The sequence below is a fragment of the Mucilaginibacter sp. genome (genome assembly GCF_039921305.1).
Classification (GTDB): Bacteria; Bacteroidota; Bacteroidia; order Sphingobacteriales; family Sphingobacteriaceae; genus Mucilaginibacter.
Window position 1 is genome coordinate 12,762 of the sequence record NZ_JBDSCA010000049.1, and the last position, 17,182, is coordinate 29,943.

General features: G+C 42.4%; 18 protein-coding genes. 8 read left to right on the forward strand and 10 right to left on the reverse strand.

Annotated features, from left to right (window positions below):
• Positions 1 to 11 precede the first annotated feature (11 nt).
• Both ABIN91_RS15005 and ABIN91_RS15010 read left to right on the forward strand, forming a co-directional pair.
• Complete coding sequence (locus tag ABIN91_RS15005) at positions 12 to 194, forward strand: hypothetical protein (protein ID WP_348052038.1); 183 nt, start codon at positions 12 to 14, stop codon at positions 192 to 194.
• Complete coding sequence (locus tag ABIN91_RS15010) at positions 191 to 406, forward strand: heavy metal-binding domain-containing protein (RefSeq protein WP_348052039.1); 216 nt, start codon at positions 191 to 193, stop codon at positions 404 to 406. Before ABIN91_RS15005 ends, ABIN91_RS15010 begins: the two co-directional genes overlap by 4 nt.
• A gap of 13 nt (positions 407 to 419) precedes the next feature.
• Here the strand turns inward: ABIN91_RS15010 and ABIN91_RS15015 are convergent, their stop codons facing one another.
• The 7 genes from ABIN91_RS15015 to pgmB all read right to left on the reverse strand — a co-directional run bounded on the left by ABIN91_RS15015 (position 420) and on the right by pgmB (position 7,106).
• A complete protein-coding gene (locus ABIN91_RS15015) occupies positions 420 to 785 on the reverse strand; it encodes a TfoX/Sxy family protein (RefSeq protein WP_348052040.1) in 366 nt (121 codons plus the stop codon).
• A 21-nt stretch (positions 786 to 806) separates the two neighbouring features.
• Entirely contained in the window at positions 807 to 1,310 is a 504-nt protein-coding gene (locus ABIN91_RS15020) for a gamma-glutamylcyclotransferase family protein (protein ID WP_348052041.1), read from the reverse strand.
• A gap of 172 nt (positions 1,311 to 1,482) precedes the next feature.
• Positions 1,483 to 2,355 carry a cysteine synthase CysM gene (gene cysM / locus ABIN91_RS15025; protein WP_348052042.1) on the reverse strand — a complete coding sequence of 291 codons (873 nt, stop codon included), beginning with the start codon at positions 2,353 to 2,355 and terminating at the stop codon, positions 1,483 to 1,485.
• Position 2,356: 1 nt separating this feature from the next.
• Positions 2,357 to 3,172 carry a serine O-acetyltransferase EpsC gene (gene epsC / locus ABIN91_RS15030; protein WP_348052043.1) on the reverse strand — a complete coding sequence of 272 codons (816 nt, stop codon included), beginning with the start codon at positions 3,170 to 3,172 and terminating at the stop codon, positions 2,357 to 2,359.
• Between the two features lie 495 nt (positions 3,173 to 3,667).
• A complete protein-coding gene (locus tag ABIN91_RS15035; protein ID WP_348052044.1) occupies positions 3,668 to 4,711 on the reverse strand; it encodes a hypothetical protein in 1,044 nt (347 codons plus the stop codon).
• 10 nt (positions 4,712 to 4,721) lie between these two features.
• Entirely contained in the window at positions 4,722 to 6,311 is a 1,590-nt protein-coding gene (locus ABIN91_RS15040) for a D-aminoacylase (protein ID WP_348052045.1), read from the reverse strand.
• Between the two features lie 144 nt (positions 6,312 to 6,455).
• Positions 6,456 to 7,106, reverse strand: a complete 651-nt coding sequence (gene pgmB, locus ABIN91_RS15045; protein WP_348052046.1) for a beta-phosphoglucomutase — start codon at positions 7,104 to 7,106, stop codon at positions 6,456 to 6,458.
• Between the two features lie 169 nt (positions 7,107 to 7,275).
• Between pgmB and ABIN91_RS15050 the strand changes: the two genes are divergently transcribed.
• From ABIN91_RS15050 to ABIN91_RS15065, 4 genes are all read left to right on the forward strand, one after another.
• Positions 7,276 to 9,726, forward strand: coding sequence for a penicillin acylase family protein (locus tag ABIN91_RS15050; RefSeq protein ID WP_348052047.1), 2,451 nt, complete (start codon positions 7,276 to 7,278; stop codon positions 9,724 to 9,726).
• 1 nt (position 9,727) lies between these two features.
• Positions 9,728 to 10,084, forward strand: coding sequence for a hypothetical protein (locus ABIN91_RS15055; protein ID WP_348052048.1), 357 nt, complete (start codon positions 9,728 to 9,730; stop codon positions 10,082 to 10,084).
• Positions 10,085 to 10,100: 16 nt separating this feature from the next.
• Entirely contained in the window at positions 10,101 to 11,087 is a 987-nt protein-coding gene (locus ABIN91_RS15060; RefSeq protein ID WP_348052049.1) for an acyl transferase, read from the forward strand.
• Between the two features lie 153 nt (positions 11,088 to 11,240).
• Positions 11,241 to 11,906 carry a PH domain-containing protein gene (locus ABIN91_RS15065; RefSeq protein ID WP_348052050.1) on the forward strand — a complete coding sequence of 222 codons (666 nt, stop codon included), beginning with the start codon at positions 11,241 to 11,243 and terminating at the stop codon, positions 11,904 to 11,906.
• Here ABIN91_RS15065 and ABIN91_RS15070 read toward each other — a convergent pair.
• The 3 genes from ABIN91_RS15070 to tyrS form a co-directional block, all read right to left on the reverse strand.
• Positions 11,903 to 12,355, reverse strand: coding sequence for an RES family NAD+ phosphorylase (locus ABIN91_RS15070; protein ID WP_348052051.1), 453 nt, complete (start codon positions 12,353 to 12,355; stop codon positions 11,903 to 11,905). The two genes, ABIN91_RS15065 and ABIN91_RS15070, sit on opposite strands and share 4 nt — an antisense overlap.
• Entirely contained in the window at positions 12,355 to 12,852 is a 498-nt protein-coding gene (locus ABIN91_RS15075) for an antitoxin Xre/MbcA/ParS toxin-binding domain-containing protein (protein ID WP_348052052.1), read from the reverse strand. Before ABIN91_RS15075 ends, ABIN91_RS15070 begins: the two co-directional genes overlap by 1 nt.
• A gap of 125 nt (positions 12,853 to 12,977) precedes the next feature.
• Positions 12,978 to 14,261 carry a tyrosine--tRNA ligase gene (gene tyrS, locus ABIN91_RS15080; RefSeq protein WP_348052053.1) on the reverse strand — a complete coding sequence of 428 codons (1,284 nt, stop codon included), beginning with the start codon at positions 14,259 to 14,261 and terminating at the stop codon, positions 12,978 to 12,980.
• A 127-nt stretch (positions 14,262 to 14,388) separates the two neighbouring features.
• On the opposite strand from tyrS, the gene ABIN91_RS15085 reads away from it, so the two are divergent.
• Both ABIN91_RS15085 and rpsA read left to right on the forward strand, forming a co-directional pair.
• Positions 14,389 to 15,057: a hypothetical protein gene (locus ABIN91_RS15085; RefSeq protein ID WP_348052054.1), complete on the forward strand. Its 669-nt coding sequence runs from the start codon at positions 14,389 to 14,391 to the stop codon at positions 15,055 to 15,057.
• 180 nt (positions 15,058 to 15,237) lie between these two features.
• A partial coding sequence (gene rpsA / locus ABIN91_RS15090; protein WP_348052055.1) for a 30S ribosomal protein S1 occupies positions 15,238 to 17,182 on the forward strand: 1,945 nt, incomplete at its 3' end.

Genomic DNA, 17,182 nt, shown 5'->3' on the forward strand with positions numbered 1-17,182 from the left:
CCATAAACACAATGAAAAATACAGTGAAAAAAGCCGCGCCGCGAAGCGCGAAGCTATCTCCTAAAAACCAAAGCCATCCGGCTGCTCAAAACTGCGAAGGTTTTATACTTCGCACAGATGTATTCAATTTTTTAGGCGTTTTTAGGGCTAACCGTCAGCAGCCAAGCTTTGGCCAAAGTTTGTCAGAACAATGAAGAATATTATAATTGTGATTGGTTTATTGCTGTTTACCACAGCATGTAACTCTAATCAAAAAGCGCGAACCAAAACACCGGCAGATACAGCAGCCAAAAAATCAACGGGTATCCAGTACACCTGCACCATGCACCCGGATGTTATTGAAAGCAAACCAGGCACCTGCCCTAAATGTGGCATGCAACTGGTAGAAAAAGATAATTCGAAATAATATTAAATGCTGCTCAAGCTTGCCCTTTAGTGGGCCGGGGGGCCTTACTTGATTTAGCTATCGGGTTAAATTCCAGCGCGAGTTTAACCCAATAGTTTAATTCTTTTTGGGTTTCTAAAAATTCATCCAGTACGTAAATATACCCTATCATGCCCCGGCCATCTCGGGCCATGGGTATCACGCCATCCTGCTCTAAAGCATTTTCGTAAAGTTTGGGGCTTATGCGCACCAACATCCGGTCTTTTTTAACACCCACGCATATCTTATCATCTACCAAAAAGCATAAGCCACCAAACATCTTTTTCTCTTCCACACGTTCTTCGCCGCTATCGGCTATGATCTCGCGGACACGATTGGCAAGGCTTTCGTTTATAGGCATGGTGTTATTGCTTAAGGTAAATTATCTGCGGTATTGGCTCAATCGCCTTTCTCTGCGCTTAGTATCGGGGTCAGCCTTGCTCTCCATTGTATTCAAATTGCTAATGTACTCTACAGGTAAATCCTGCCAAAGGGCAAAGGTTGCCAGTTTTTCCTGGTACCAATCATACGGTGCTAAGCTGTTATTAACAGCATGTGGTTTTGATATGAATACCTGTGCCGTATAAGTTTCCCCATCGGTACCAATGCAGCTTAAAGCCAGCAGTTCTAAATGTTCCGCCCAATCGCCATCCGGATTAAAAAAATGAAGCCTGTCTTCTTCGCTTACATCAATAAGTACACCCCAAACTTTGGCTTCCAAATCATCTGTAGGCTCTACATTGGCTTTCGCCGAACCATCATGACTGAATTTATTGAATATAAACCGGTACCCCGGCAAATAAGCATTACAAAGCTTTCGCGCCGAGGTAACATGTGTAGCAAACTCAGCCACATTCATGTTAGATGCATAGGCAAACAGGATCATTTATTTTTTATCAGGTTTACGATAAAAATAAAGAATTATTTGATGAGAGAGAAGCCCCCCCAAATAATAAAAAAGTCAAGGTGTTATGCAGAGGTACTCTAAGCATGTTGGGTGGGCCTCAGTGTGCGTTCTTCGAGTACCTCAGAATGACACCAAGCGCTCAATAAAATTATCATCCAAAAAGGGTACTGCTCAAATACCTGTCCCCACGGTCACAGGCTATAAAAACAATAACACCGCTTTCCAGTTCGCCAGCCAGTTTAATAGCCGCCGAACATGCTCCGCCCGTGCTCATGCCTGCAAATACGCCTTCAACCTTAGCCAGTTTGCGGGTCATTAGCGTGGCTTCTTCTTCCGAAATATCCATCACCCTATCCACGCGCGATGCATCAAATATTTTAGGCAAATAAGCCGCCGGCCACCGCCGTATACCTGGGATAGACGAGCCTTCAAGGGGTTGGCAGCCTACAATTTGTATATCAGGGTTTTGTTCTTTCAGATACATTGAGCAGCCCATAATGGTACCCGTTGTACCCATAGCGCTCACAAAATGAGTTATGCCGCCATTGGTATCTTTCCAGATCTCGGGGCCGGTACCCTTAATGTGGGCCTTGTAATTATCATGGTTAGCAAACTGATTCAATAAAAAGAATTCGCCGCTGGCACCTTTTTCTTCGGCATAGTCACGGCACTTTTCAATACCATCCAATAACGTAACCTTAGCGCCAAAAGCTTCCATAGTAAGGGTACGCTCACGGGTTGAGTTATCGGGCATTACCAGTTCAATTTCCAGGTCAAACAGGCGGGCTATCATAGCCAAAGCAATACCGGTGTTACCACTGGTAGCCTCAATCAGTTTCATACCAGGTTTGATCTCGCCGCGTTCAATAGCGCTTCGTATCATGTTAAGTGCCGCACGATCTTTCACGCTACCGCCGGGGTTGTGGCCCTCAAGCTTTACGTATATTTTTACGTTAGGGTTGGGGTTAAGTTTTGTGATCTCAACCAAAGGCGTATTGCCTACCAAATCAATTATCCCTGCCATGTTATAAATTAAAATCTTCCTTTTTTAATACTTTGATCTCGGCCGTGTGGTACACCCTCGAATCCGGGTCAACGCTCTTGGTTAACCATACGTTACCACCAATAATGCTGTTGGCGCCAATCACCGTTTCGCCACCTAAAATGGTTGCGCCCGAGTAGATCACCACACCATCTTCCACCGTAGGGTGGCGCTTGGTATTGGCCATGGTTTTGCTTACGCTCAAAGCGCCCAAAGTAACGCCCTGGTACAATTTTACATCCTTACCAATAGTGCAGCTTTCGCCGATAACAATGCCTGTACCGTGGTCAATATGGAAATACTCACCAATAACCGCCGCCGGGTGAATATCAATACCCGTAGTGGAGTGAGCATGTTCTGTTAATATGCGGGGCAATAAGGGTACGTTCAATTGGTAAAGGCAGTGTGCCAGTCTATAATAACAAATGGCATAAAAGCCGGGATAAGCGCGTACCACTTCAAACTCGCTACGCGCGGCCGGATCGCCACGAAAAATGGCCTGGATATCGGTATTCAATAAACGGTATAATTCTGGTATCAGCGTGAAAAAATTACGTGCTACCTGGTCGTTATTACAATCGCGGCAAGCTTGTGTAGCATCCAGTATCTCGCAAAGCTCGTCTTCAAGTTTATCAAACTCATTACGCAATTCGTTTACCGAAGTAAAAGCTTGCCTGGAATGCTCGGGATACAGTAAACCTATCACCTGCAAACCCCATTCGGCCATTTGCTTGTTGCTGGGCACCGCCTCAATATCGCGCTGCTTATTAAAAATATGCTGGTAAAATTCTGCGTCCATCTGTACTATTTGCCTATCTCCCTTATGGGGATAATAGAATTATACTACAAGTGTATAAAAAAGAATGTTGATTGGGTGTAAATATGTTGTTTTTGGTGGTGGGAGAGTGAGCGGTTGATTGGGTTGATTTGGTGAGTGGTTACGTGTTGTGAGAAATAATAGCCTTTGCTCGTTCAGGCGTCACGCCTGAACATACACGGTTGTGAGCGTCTGCGCTCACAGGTAATTTCAGTTATACAAATGTTTTTCGTAAGCGTGGACGCCTGAATGGGCGGGGTAAGCAAACCTTCTCGTAAGCGGGACGCTTACAACTGTCATTATTCAGGCGGGGACTGATTGATTTTAACGGGTAATATAGCCACTTGTCATTGCGAGGTACGAAGCAATCGCACGGAAGTATAACCGCTCTGTATAGTTCTCGATTGCTTCGTACCTCGCAATGACAAATGGGCCAAACATAAAAAAAGCCCCATTTTCATGAGGCTTTCAAAATTCTTACTGGTACTGAATATAATTCGGATTCGGTTTCAATTTCAAAACCTCCTCTGGTGTCATCATGTGGTGGGGGGCTTTTTTAATATCGTTTTTGTAGAACAACTTAAAGCCGGTGAATTGTACAGGTTCCTGGTAAACAAAATAACGCCAGGTGCCTTGTTTTAACTCTGGCTCACCCCAGCCATCCATATCGATCACGGTTTGTACTTCCGGGCGTGTTTTGATGTTTTTGTAATTGGTCATCATCTTTTTAGTAAAGCGGTGAACAATTAAAATTTTAGGTGGCAGGTTGTATTTGCGCACAATGCCAGCTAAATAACCCGATACATAGTTAATATCGTCGGCATCATAAGTACCAATCTTTTTACCCGGTTTGCTGCCGTCCTTCATACTAAACTCAGGGTCCATACCAAAGTGTACGTTTGGCATAGCGAAGTATTTTTCAAACAAAGGTAATTCAGAATGTATGTTACTTAATGCTACCTGCACATCTAAAAATACAATGGCGTTAATCTTTTTTGCCAATACCAAAACGCTGTCAATTTGTTTAAATGGCATGCGGTAACGGTATTTGCCATCTTTACCGGCATCACCTTGTGCAACTACGGCTATGTAATGTAAGGCTGGTTGAACCGGAGTTTTAGGGTCGGCTTTGGCCCATTGCCTGCACTCGCCCTGTAGTTTAGCCAACATTTCGCGCGGTGGTATCTCGCCTAAAATACCCATTTTTTTAGCGTAAAGGTTACCATAAAAAGCAACCACACGTTTGTATGGCAGTATAGCCCCGGCCAATGGATAAGGATTGCCCTTTACCGGCCACCTGCCCGTAGTATCGCCATGGGCGATGTATTTCATTTTCGCATCATAGTCGGCCTTGTTGATAGGTTTTCTGCTGGTGTCTGGCGCCGCCGCTGCTGCTTCAGTTGTTGTAGTAGCTGTTGCCGAATCGGTTTTTTTAACCGGCGCTGTTTTAGAACCGCAGTTACTAAAAATTGCTACAGAGGTTGTTAACGCGAGTGTTGTTAGTAGTGTCTTCAATTTCATTTCAGTTTAATCAGGGCTTAGTATTTGTATAGCCCGGTCCGTGCAATATAGCACCATTCCTGGTACCATTGTGTTTAAAATTATCAACAGTTAGTTTGCCGTTCACCAAAACATATTTAAAGCCTGTTGAGTAAGCGTGCGGCTGTGCAAAAGTAGACTTATCGCTCACTTTATCGGCATCAAAAACAACAATATCTGCAAACATGCCCGGTTGTAACAGCCCCCTTCCGGTGATCTTGAATTTTTGGGCAGGCAAGGATGTCATCCTGCGCACCGCATCCTCCAAACGGATCACGCCTTTCTCGCGTACATAATAACCCAGCACCCTGGCATTGGTACCATACCCACGCGGGTGCGGCACACCCGAACCAAACAAACGGATGCCCGAATCGCTGGCCACCATGGTTAAGGGGTATCTCATAATGTTGATCACATCATCCTCATTCATCCCATGGAAAACCATTGATGCGCCGCCAAGTTTTATAATATCCAAAATAGTTTCAATTTGGTTGGGTATTGTTGCTTCTCTGCCTTTAATGGTGTTGATCTCTAAAATATTCTTTCCGTTAAGGGTACTGTCGTTATCGCAATGAGCTACAACGGCATAATCAAAATTTGGGCGGTCGCGGCGCACCATATCCTGTATCATTTCGGCCATTATTTTTTTGTGTATCTCCGGGTCGTTAATACGTTTTACCGCGGCGGCATGGCCGCCATCTACCACCCAATCGGGTAATAAAACATTAAGCGTAGTACTGCTGGCTGTGTAGGGGTATTGATCTACTGTAACGTCTAAACCTTCCTTTCGGGCGGCTTCTACCATGGCAATCATCTGATCACTTTTGTTCCAGTTGGGTTTGCCTACTTTAAAGTGCGATATCTCTACCGGCATTTGCGCCTGGCGGCCAATATCAATAGCCTCTGTAATGGCCTCAAATATCTTATCGCTCTCGTTACGCATGTGCGATGTATAAACACCCTTATATTTAGCCGCCGCTTTAGCCAGGGCCACAACTTCATCGGTTTTAGAGTATAATCCCGGCAGGTAAATTAATCCGGTTGAAAACCCCAGGGCCCCATCGCGCATAGCCTGTTCAACAAGGCCCTGCATTTTTAGTAGCTGCGCCGCATCGGGAGTTACATTGGCTTCGCCTAAAACAGCTTTACGTACATCGTTATGGCCAATAAGCGACCCGGCGTTTATCGAAAGCTTATTCTGCTCAAGCTCTTTAAAATACGCTTTAATATCAACGTTAGAAGCGCCACAGTTACCTGTGATAACAGAGGTTACACCATCGTAAATAAAGTTATCTGCCGTAGGTGTTTTCTTTTCGTCGCCCTCAATATGGGTATGCACATCAATAAAACCGGGGGCAATAATTAGTCCGGTAACATCAATAGTTTTATCAGCCTTGTCTTTCGATAGATCGCCAATGCTAATTATCTTATCCTTGGTGATACCAACATCGCCATAAAACCAGGGGTTACCGCTGCCATCAATTATTTTGCCGTTGTGCAAAATGATATCAAAATGTTGTTGAGCGCTTGCCGCGATGGGGGCAAGGCATATCATGATGGTCCAGAATTTATGTTTCAGCATTATTGCTAAAGTAATATTTGGGGAGGGGATTAGCAAGTTACATAGCCTTTATTAAAATTAAACCCCTCCCTGCACCCTCCGGTTGGGAGGAATCGCTCAAGCCCTATGCTTTTTAGATATAGATATTTAGAGCTTGAAAATGAGTTACAACGCCTCCAGCTTTTCTAAACTCATTTCACTTAATCCGTTAATCACCAGGTCGGCCCTACCCAAAACATCCGGCGAACCTATCCCTACTGATTTCATTCCGCCGGCAATAGCGGCTTCTACACCTGCAATGGCATCTTCAAAAACCACACATTCTTCGGGCAATACGCCAAGGGCTTCGGCTCCTTTTAAAAACACTTCCGGGTCGGGTTTGGCTTTGCTTACTTTATTGCCATCAATAATAGCGTCAAACAAATCAACCATCCCAATCTTCTCCAATATCATCATCGAGTTTTTACTCGCCGAACCTAATGCCGTTTTCAACCCCGCATCGCGGCAAGCCTGCACAAATTGTTTGGCTCCCGGCAAAATTTCATCCGGTTTCATGTGGCTTATCATTTCTACGTATTGCGTATTCTTTTGCGTGGCTAAAATCTCTTGCTCTTCGGCGGTTTTGGTAACGCCGCCCCAGCCTAAAATTAACTCTAACGATCGTACTCTGCTCACACCTTTTAGTTGTTCGTTCTGGTGTTCGGTAAAATCAAATCCCAAGCCATTGGCCAATTGTTTCCAGGCTTTATAGTGGTATACGGCGGTATCAACAATAACACCGTCGAGGTCAAACAGGCAAGCTTTAATTGTACTCATATAATTATATAAGCCCCTAAAGTATCACTTTAGCCCCATCCTTAAAAGGTAAGTGAGCTGTTTGCCCAAATATTTAAAACATTCAGGCCAAATCAACAGTAATAAGGCAGATACAATTCCGTTTTTTAGCCATACTTTTACTTAACTTAGAGCAAAGAAATTCCCCTGCATGAAACTTTTTAAAGCTTGTTTCTCGGCTATTGTTACGCTTGCGCTGATTTGGGCGCTTCAACATAAATTTGGCGATGCGCCACCAATAGGTAAATTCCTAAACCCAGTAACCGGTTTCTGGCAAAATGCCGAAAGCAAAAATGTTGATGCCAAACGCGATGTTAAAATTGAAGGTTTAACGGGCGCAACAACCATTAGGTATGATGAACACATGATACCTCACATCTTTGCCGATAACGATCATGATCTGTATTTTGCCCAGGGTTATGTTACTGCTCAGGACAGGCTTTTTCAACTCGATATCCAAACCCGTTCTGCAGCCGGGCGCCTCTCCGAAATTGTAGGCCCCAAGGCCCTTGAGCTCGATCGCTACCATCGCCGCATGGGCATGGTTTTCGGTGCCGAAAATACCTTGCGGGAATGCATGAAAGACCCGAAAGTTAAAGAAATGCTCGAAGCTTATTGTGCAGGTGTAAACGCCTATATACATAACTTGCCTTCAAAATATTATCCAATTGAGTTTAAGCTATTGGATTACGCGCCCGAAGATTATACACCTTTGGATTGTGCACTGGTATTAAAACTAATGTCCGAAACTTTAGCCGGGGGCTCTGATGATTTCCAGCTAACCAACACGCTAAAATATTTCGGCTCCAAAGTAACCAATGATTTATTTCCCGATCACTACTTTAAAGATGATCCTATTATTCCATCAGATACCAAATGGGATTTTAAAGCTTTGCCAATTCCCAAACCATCCAAAGGTTTTATTGATGAGATGGCCGATACCATCAAAACCACACCAAAAGTTGAAGGTATAGGTAGCAACAACTGGGTAATAGCAGGTAGCCGATCAGCCAACGGATACCCTATTTTAGCAAATGATCCACACCTTAATTTGACTTTCCCATCTATCTGGTATCAAATACAATTGGCTGCTCCCGGCGTTAATGTAAGCGGCGTATCTATTCCCGGTACACCGGCGGTTATTATCGGCTATAATCAAAAAATAGCCTGGGGCGTAACCAATGTTGATGCCGATGTTTTAGATTGGTATCAGATAAGGTTTAAGGACCTGAGCAAAAAAGAATATTGGTATAACAACAAATGGGTGCCCGATACACGCCGGATAGAAGAGATCAAGGTACTTGGCCAAAAGCCCGTTTTCGATACCGTAATTTATACTCATATTGGCCCGGTGGTATATGCATCAGGCAACTCAAAGCCTAAAATGGGCCGTGCCAATAATGTTCCGGTTGGCCATGCTTTAAGATGGATAGCTCACGATCCATCTATCGAGTTTAAAACCTTTTACCTGCTTAATCGTGGCAGCAATTACGCCGACTATCGCGAAGCATTAAAATATTACACCGCTCCGGCACAAAACTTCATCTTCGCCAGTAACGATAAAGATATCGCCATTACGCCGAATGGTAAGTTTCCGTTAAAGTATAAAGACCAGGGGAAATTTATTTTAGATGGCAGCGATACGGCAGATGCCTGGCACGGCTTTATCCCGATGGAGCAAAATCCTACAGCCAAAAATCCGGCACAAGGTTTCTTGAGTTCAGCCAATCAGGAATCAACCGACGATCAATATCCGTATTACATCAACTGGCACTTCGGTTCATATACCCGGGGTAAACGGATCAATGATCGCCTGCGGAATATGCACCATGCAACGGTTGATAGTATGCGCGTTTTGCAAAACGACAATTACAGCATTTTTGCCCAGGATGTGCTGCCAACTATGCTTGCCGATCTGGATCCGTCGAAAATGGATGCCCAGCAAAAGCAGATTTATCAAGCCATTACTAAATGGGATAAAGAGTATTCGGCAAACTCGATAGGTGCCAGTATTTTTGATAAATGGTGGATCAATTTATATCATGCCGTTTGGGACGATGATTTTACCGTTAAAAAAGATTTAAACATTCAGCTAAAATGGCCAAGCAGTTACCGTACTATTCAACTGTTAGTAACCCAGGCCAACTCTAAATGGTACGATGATTCGCGCACGTCACAAATTGAAACGCGCGCCGGTTTGATCAATGCATCGTTCAAAGCCACTATTGATAGTCTGACTAAACAGTATGGTAAATTAGGCAAAACATGGGAGTGGGGTACTGTTAAAGGTTCCGAGATTTCGCATCTTGCCAATATTCCCGGTATGGGCACAGGTAAATTTTCAGCAGGAGGTAATTCAGGCATAGTTAATGCCTTGTCCGAAGGTCATGGCCCATCATGGCGCATGATCGTACAATTCGGCCCCGAGGTTAAAGGCTATGGCGTATTCCCGGGCGGCGAATCGGGCAACCCCGGCAGCTATCATTACGACGATATGTTCAAAACCTGGAAAGATGGTCAGCTAAACGCCCTGCTATTTTTACAAAATGCTACCGATGGCGCGCAGCATATTAAAACAACCCTAACTTTAAGCAATAAATAACATGTTATTCTTCATTATACTTATAGCCAGTCTTATCGTAAGTTTCGTACTACCCTGGTGGATAGTGGCCATTATATCATTTTTAGCGGCTTTATGGATAGCCAAAGGTTTAGTTAATGGATTTGGGTCGGCTTTCATTGCTATATTCATCGTATGGGTGGTACAAGCCCTGTTCAAAAGCGTACCTAACGATCATATACTGGCAACCCGTGTAGCCCACATGCTGCCTTTAGGCGGGAGCTGGATTTTACTGGTACTGATAACCGGATTGATAGGCGGCTTGGTAGCGGGGATGGCTGGCCTAACCGGAGCTTTATTTAAAAAGGCACTGGCAAAGCCCCAAGTCAAAACCAAATAAGTTTATCTTTGCGGTAATGAATCAACCGGATAAACAGCAGGTATTTTCTATTAGTAATAACGAAGAGTTTAACAAAACTGCCCTGCAGATATTTCATTATCAGGCAAAAAACTGCGCTGTTTATCACGGGTTTTTAACTGGTTTGGGTATTGATATCGGTGCGATAAACGATATTCAGCAAATCCCTTTTTTACCTATCGAGTTTTTTAAATCACATAACGTTGTAAGTGTTGATGCTGAACCCGAGGTCACGTTCACCAGTTCGGGCACAACGGGGGTGATCACCAGTAGCCACATTGTTACCGATGTAAGTTGGTATGTAGATAGCTTCCGCAAAGCTTTCGAATTGTTTTATGGCGATATTAAATCGTACACGATATTAGCCTTATTGCCAGCCTATCTGGAGCGTGAAGGATCATCGCTCATTTACATGGCCGATGATCTGATCAAGCAATCCGGTAATCCCGATAGCGGTTTTTATCTCTATAATCATCGGGATCTGTACGATCAACTTATCAAACAACAACAGTTAAATAAACCGACGTTATTAATAGGAGTAACCTTTGCGTTATTAGATTTTATTGAAAGCTACTCCATCAACTTCCCCGAATTAATTGTAATGGAAACAGGCGGGATGAAGGGCCGCCGTAAAGAAATGATCCGCGAAGAATTGCACAATACCTTATGCGCAGGTTTTGGTGTGGAGATGATCCATTCTGAATATGGCATGACAGAGCTACTCTCGCAAGCCTACTCCAAAGGCGAAGGGGTTTTCAATTGCCCGCCCTGGATGAAGATCATGATCCGCGATACCAACGATCCGTTCACCAATTTACCTTCCGGGAAGATAGGGGGGATCAACATCATCGATCTGGCTAATATCAATTCCTGCTCGTTTTTAGCTACTCAGGATTTAGGAAAGGTTGAACCCGATGGGTCATTCGAAGTTCTTGGCCGCTTTGATCATTCCGACATTCGCGGCTGTAACCTTTTAATTGGATAGTTAGATAGAATCAAGAATCAGGATGCAAGAATCAAGATAGCGCACCACTTGATCATATTCTGTATTTTTTGTCTTAATTCTTGCATCTTGATTCTTGCATCTTATTTAAGGAATATTCTTTATTTTTGACACAAAAGCATAATCATCAAAAACATGATCGAGAAATTTTTAAACGACCAGCAAGACCCAAAAGCCATTGAAAAGGTTTATTCGCGCCTGGTTGATCTTCGCACAACCGACGAAGAGATATTATATATAGCTGTACAAAAAAAACCGGTAGTAAACATTCTGCCTGATTGCATTGCCTTAACCAATAAACGCATTCTTTTCTTCACCCCGGCAAACCTTGGCTTATCCATGAAGTTTGTTGATTTTGTTTGGAAGGATGTGGTAGATGTGCAAACCAAAGAAGAAATTTTAGGAGCTGTATTCAGTGTTAAAACTGCAAACGGTGCCGAAATGGGGGTTGATTACCTGCCCAAGATTCAGGCCCGTAAACTATACCAATACGCGCAGGAACGTAAAGAAGCCGAGCGCGAAGCCCGCCGCCTGCGCGAACTGGAAGAAAAACGTGCCGAAAGCGGTGCCATGCATTTTGATGCTCCTGTAGCACCGGCATTTCAACAACCGGTAGCCGCTGCCCCTGTTGCCCTGCCACCTGCACCAGAGCCGGTACATATACCAGAGCCCGTTGCAGTAGCACCAAAACCCGATGAGTTAACCGAAAAATTGCAAAAGCTAAAAAAGCTATTCGATCACGGTTTGATCTCGCAGGAAGAATACAACCACAAAAAAATGGAGCTGCTGAATGATTTTTAATTCAACAGCCGCCCGTCAAAACTAAAAGGCTTTACTTTCAGTATTTTTAATCCCGCTGCCGCCGGATGTGAAGGATTAGCCAGGTAATTATACTCGTCATCAACAATTGACGAAGGTACTTTAAGCAACAGGTTTTTATTTTCGGATAAAAATCTGTTGCCTATTAGTTTCAGATTGTAATTATCGGGGGCTGCTGTCCAGTCTGTTGGTAATAAATCAATATCAAAAGTTTTAAAATCATCGGGCGCCTCAATAGTGATCATACAATACCCATCCGGTATAATAGAGGGGGGTAAATGCACTAAAACCTCCAGGATAGCCAGTGAGCGGCTCGATGCCAGGTAGATCATCGCGTTACCTTTGCTATTCCAACGGCCACCATAGGCTTTTGCCCCGGCACCACTTAAATCATTTGCATAGGAAAGTTTAGTTAACCTGTAAAGTATCATCAGGCAAATATTCCGTGTTCAATACGGCCCAGTTCATTAAGCACCATACCAAAACCAACTGAAGTATCTAATAAAGATAAAGGTGTTTCACCTTTAAATATTACGCTGGGGGTACGTACCCATATCTTAAACTTATCTATCGAGCCAAAAACTTCTTCCCCTCTATCGTAAAGCATGGCTAACTCTATAGCTTTTTCGGCGTATTCAGTTTTTACCAAAGCATCATCCTCATAGCGTTGTAAGGTACGCTCATTAATGTGCATAATATCGGCCAGTTCTTGCAGTGTTAACGATATCTTTTTTGCCATACGCATTAACAGGCGCTTAGGCAAACCATTACGGGTAAGCTTTAAAACATCCCAATCATTAACGGTATCGGTATTGAATTTAGCACCGCCAAGCATATTCATAAAGGATACACCTGTATCAACTGTTAAATAAGCGGCCATTGGCTCACTTACAATATTGCTTGGCTGTTTTTCTTTTTTGTATGACATTTATCCAAAAATAAAGTATTAATGTCATAAATGCAAATTTTATTCCAATAAATTTAATCATAAAATAAAATGCCATTTAGCTGTATAGATAAATGGCATTAAAATATCTGAGAAGTAATTATCAGCTATTCAATTACAATTAAAAAGTAATTCTTCTTTCCTTTTTGAGCCACTAAAAATTTATTGTTGATCAATTGTGCATCGTTAAAAATATCATCAGCAGTAGCTACTTTAACTTTATTAATAGCTACGCCACCACTTTGTATCATTTTTTTAGCTTCTCCTTTTGATGAGAAAACCGTTGTTTTAACCGCTAACAGATCGGCAACATTTACACCTGCACTATACTCTTCTTTATTGATAGTAAAGTTAGGTACACCGTTAAATAAAGCTAGAACCTCTTTGTTACTTAGTTCATTCAAAAACTCAATACCGGTATTGCCAAATAAAAACTCTGATGATTTAATAGCTTTTTCGTATTCAGTTTCGCCATGTACCCGCACAGTAATATCTTTAGCTAACGCTTTTTGTAATGCTCTTAAATGTGGAGCTGCAAAATGTTCGGTTTCTAAAGCTTCAATAGTGGATTGATCAAATAGGGTAAATATTCTTACATAGCTTTTAGCGTCTTCATCACTCGCATTTAACCAGAACTGATAAAACTGGTACGGCGATGTTTTTTCGGCATCCAGCCAAATGTTGCCTCCTTCGCTTTTACCGAATTTGGTTCCATCGGATTTTTTGATCAGTTGCGTGGTTAAGGCAAAAGCCTCACCTGCGCCCTTACGGCGGATAAACTCTGTACCCGTTACAATGTTACCCCATTGGTCGCTGCCGCCCATTTGCAGCATGCAGTTCTTGTTTTTCCACAGGTAGTAAAAATCGTAGCCTTGCACTAACTGGTAGCTAAACTCGGTAAAGCTCATGCCGGTATCGCCGCTTATCCTGTTCTTAACAGAATCTTTCGCCATCATATAGTTCACGGTAATGTGCTTACCAACATCACGAATAAAATCTAAAAAGGTAAAATCTTTAAACCAATCATAGTTGTTCACCATTTCGGCGCTATTGGCACCGCAATCAAAGTTTAAAAACTTTTCGAGCTGGCCTTTAATGCCAGCCTGGTTTTTCTGCAATACATCTTCGGATAGTAAATTACGCTCGGCTGATTTACCCGATGGATCACCCACCATACCGGTAGCGCCGCCAACCAAAGCAAACGGTTTGTGACCGGCACGCTGAAAGTGGATCAGCGTCATGATCTGGGCCAGGCTGCCTACGTGCAACGAATCGGAGGTAGGGTCGAAACCTATATATCCGGATACCATTCCTTTATTTAACAAGTCTTCGGTACCGGGCATAATATCATGTAAAATGCCTCTCCAGCGTAATTCTTCAACAAAATTCATAATAATGTTCTATTCTAAAAAGCGCAAAGATAGCAGAATAGGGCAAAACTAACTTTCCATTTTTACGCATCGCTATCAAAATATTTTTTGTATCTTACCAATTGAGCACCCTTTGGGAGATACGTATATGAATTTTTTATCGCATTTTTATTTTGACCGCTATGCTACTGATCCTTACCACGTTTTGGGAACTGTACTGCCCGACTTGCTCAAAAATGCCGATAAAACCTACAACATCCATCCCGAAAAACTACCTGAACATCCCGATAAGGCCGTCAATTGCATTATAGAAGGTTGGAAAAAACATCTCGAAGTAGATAAATATTTCCATTCTTCAGATTTTTTCGCTCATCACTCACATCAACTCAAGTTGGTTTTGGCACCGGCTATTCAGGGTTCGGTTGTTAAACCGTTCTTTTTGGGGCATATTGCTTTGGAGTTGATATTGGATAACCTTTTAATTACAACCGGTAAATTGGATGTTGATGATTTCTATCATCATTTAGATAAAGTAGAAACCGATAAGCTTGAATGCTTTTTCGATTACAGCGGTTTAGAGAATCCCGAAAGGTTTTTCAAATTCTTTAGTGATTTTAAAAGGCACCGCTATCTGCATACCTATTCCGAAACGCCTCAAATAGCTTATGCTTTAAAGCGGATATGCATGCGTATCTGGAAAGATCCATTTACCCCACAGCAAGAAGAAAGCATGACCGAAGTATTGCTCAAATACCGCTTGATTTTAGCTGAGGATCACACCCGGATATTCAACGATATTGATTCGTTTTTGAAGTAATCAAACCATATTCTGTAATCACCTCATTAATAGCCATCTTGGTTGATTTACTCCCTTGGCGTGTTTTTTTAAAAACTTCCTCAAAATCAGCTAATAAGATAAAAAATATTTTTTTGTAAACAAAATATATCCATACCTTTGCAGTCCCAATTGAATTGGGAAAAGGAGATAAATTAATTAATGGCAAAAAAACAAGAAGCAGAAAAAGAATTATCGGCTAAAGAAGCTGAATTGGGTACCGTAACGCTACCTAAAGAAAAAGAAAGCATTGAGTCAGAAGCTGATTCAATTTCTATCGAACAAATCAAATCAACAGTTGCTCACGTAAAACCTGAGGATTTTGACTGGGATGCTGATGACAAAAAATTTGGTAACTACAGCGACACAGACCGTGAAGCGCTTGAAAAATTGTATGATGGAACTTTCAGCTCTATCAACAAAGGCGAGATCATTAGTGGTATCGTAGTTAACATCAACAACAAAGATGTAGTATTGAACATCGGCTTTAAGTCTGACGGTTTGGTATCTCTGTCTGAATTCCGTGATACACCAGACCTTAAGGTTGGTGACGAAGTTGACGTATTTGTTGAGTCGCAAGAAGATGCTAACGGTCAGTTGGTTCTTTCTCGTAAACGCGCAAAAACTCAAAAATCATGGGAGCGTATTAATAGTGCTTTAGATAACGATGAGATTATCACTGGTTTTGTGAAGAGCAGAACTAAGGGTGGTTTAATTGTAGATATAATGGGCGTAGAAGCCTTCTTACCAGGTTCACAGATCGATATTAAACCAATACGCGATTACGATGTGTACGTAGGTAAAACAATGGAGTTCAAAGTTGTTAAGATCAATCATGAGTTTAAAAACGTAGTGGTATCGCACAAGGTGTTGATCGAAGACGATTTGGAAAACCAAAAAACAGAAATTGTTGCCAAGCTTGAAAAAGGTCAGGTATTGGAAGGTACCGTTAAAAACATTACAGATTTCGGTGTATTTATCGATTTAGGTGGTGTTGATGGTTTACTTCACATTACTGACATCAGCTGGGGCCGCATAGAGCATCCGAAAGAAGTATTGGCATTAGATCAAAAGATCAACGTTGTTGTTCTGGATTTTGATGACGAGAAAAAACGTATCGCTTTAGGCTTAAAACAATTAACTCCACACCCTTGGCAGTCGTTAGATGAGAATCTGGCTATCGGTTCAAAGGTTAAGGGTAAAATTGTTACCGTTGCTGATTACGGCGCTTTCTTAGAAATCATCCCGGGTGTTGAAGGTTTGATCCACGTATCAGAAATGAGCTGGTCACAAAACTTACGTAACCCACAAGAGTTTTTGAAAGTTGGCGACGAAGTTGAAGCACAGGTTTTAACTTTAGATCGTGACGATCGTAAGATGAGCTTAGGTGTTAAACAATTAACTCCTGATCCATGGCAACATGCCGCTGATAAATACGCTCAAGGCACTCAGCACATCGCTACAGTTAAAAACATGACCAACTTTGGTGTGTTTGTTGAACTGGAAGATGGTATTGATGGTTTGATCCACATCAGTGACTTATCTTGGTCTAAAAAAGTAAATCACCCTAACGAATTCACTAAAGTTGGTGAAAAATTAGACGTGATCGTTTTAGAACTTGACGTTGATAACCGCAAATTAAGCTTAGGTCACAAACAATTAGAAGAAAACCCTTGGGATACTTTTGAAACAATCTTCACTATCGATTCGATACACGAAGGTACTGTGTTAAAGGTAACTGATAAAGGCGCTATTGTTGCTTTACCTTATGGTGTAGAAGGTTTCGTACCAACTAAACACATGGTTAAAGAAGATGGTAAGAGCTTAAAAGCAGACGATACAGGCGAATTCAAGATCATCGAATTCAACAAAGAAAACAAACGTATCGTTATTTCACATGCACGCATCTGGGAAGAAGCGCGTACCGAAGCAAGGGTTCAGGATTTTGAGAACCGCAAAAAAGAAGCTAAGGTTGCAACCAATGCCGTTAAGAAAGTTAAAGATTCTGTTGAGAAATCAACCCTTGGCGATCTGAGCGTATTGGCCCAATTGAAAGAGCAAATGGAAGGCGCTGAAAGCAAAGCTAAAAAAGCTCCAGCAGCAGCAC

Coding starts and splice junctions, on each gene's coding strand:
- ABIN91_RS15070 (WP_348052051.1), bottom strand. CDS start 12,355: ATGATACTTTACAGGTTAACTAAACTTTCCTATGCAAATGATTTAAGT.
- ABIN91_RS15085 (WP_348052054.1), top strand. CDS start 14,389: ATGAATTTTTTATCGCATTTTTATTTTGACCGCTATGCTACTGATCCT.
- ABIN91_RS15040 (WP_348052045.1), bottom strand. CDS start 6,311: ATGCTGAAACATAAATTCTGGACCATCATGATATGCCTTGCCCCCATC.
- ABIN91_RS15015 (WP_348052040.1), bottom strand. CDS start 785: ATGCCTATAAACGAAAGCCTTGCCAATCGTGTCCGCGAGATCATAGCC.
- pgmB (WP_348052046.1), bottom strand. CDS start 7,106: ATGAGTACAATTAAAGCTTGCCTGTTTGACCTCGACGGTGTTATTGTT.
- ABIN91_RS15050 (WP_348052047.1), top strand. CDS start 7,276: ATGAAACTTTTTAAAGCTTGTTTCTCGGCTATTGTTACGCTTGCGCTG.
- ABIN91_RS15020 (WP_348052041.1), bottom strand. CDS start 1,310: ATGATCCTGTTTGCCTATGCATCTAACATGAATGTGGCTGAGTTTGCT.
- cysM (WP_348052042.1), bottom strand. CDS start 2,355: ATGGCAGGGATAATTGATTTGGTAGGCAATACGCCTTTGGTTGAGATC.
- ABIN91_RS15075 (WP_348052052.1), bottom strand. CDS start 12,852: ATGTCATACAAAAAAGAAAAACAGCCAAGCAATATTGTAAGTGAGCCA.
- ABIN91_RS15060 (WP_348052049.1), top strand. CDS start 10,101: ATGAATCAACCGGATAAACAGCAGGTATTTTCTATTAGTAATAACGAA.
- epsC (WP_348052043.1), bottom strand. CDS start 3,172: ATGGACGCAGAATTTTACCAGCATATTTTTAATAAGCAGCGCGATATT.
- ABIN91_RS15055 (WP_348052048.1), top strand. CDS start 9,728: ATGTTATTCTTCATTATACTTATAGCCAGTCTTATCGTAAGTTTCGTA.
- ABIN91_RS15010 (WP_348052039.1), top strand. CDS start 191: ATGAAGAATATTATAATTGTGATTGGTTTATTGCTGTTTACCACAGCA.
- ABIN91_RS15065 (WP_348052050.1), top strand. CDS start 11,241: ATGATCGAGAAATTTTTAAACGACCAGCAAGACCCAAAAGCCATTGAA.
- tyrS (WP_348052053.1), bottom strand. CDS start 14,261: ATGAATTTTGTTGAAGAATTACGCTGGAGAGGCATTTTACATGATATT.
- ABIN91_RS15035 (WP_348052044.1), bottom strand. CDS start 4,711: ATGAAATTGAAGACACTACTAACAACACTCGCGTTAACAACCTCTGTA.
- ABIN91_RS15005 (WP_348052038.1), top strand. CDS start 12: ATGAAAAATACAGTGAAAAAAGCCGCGCCGCGAAGCGCGAAGCTATCT.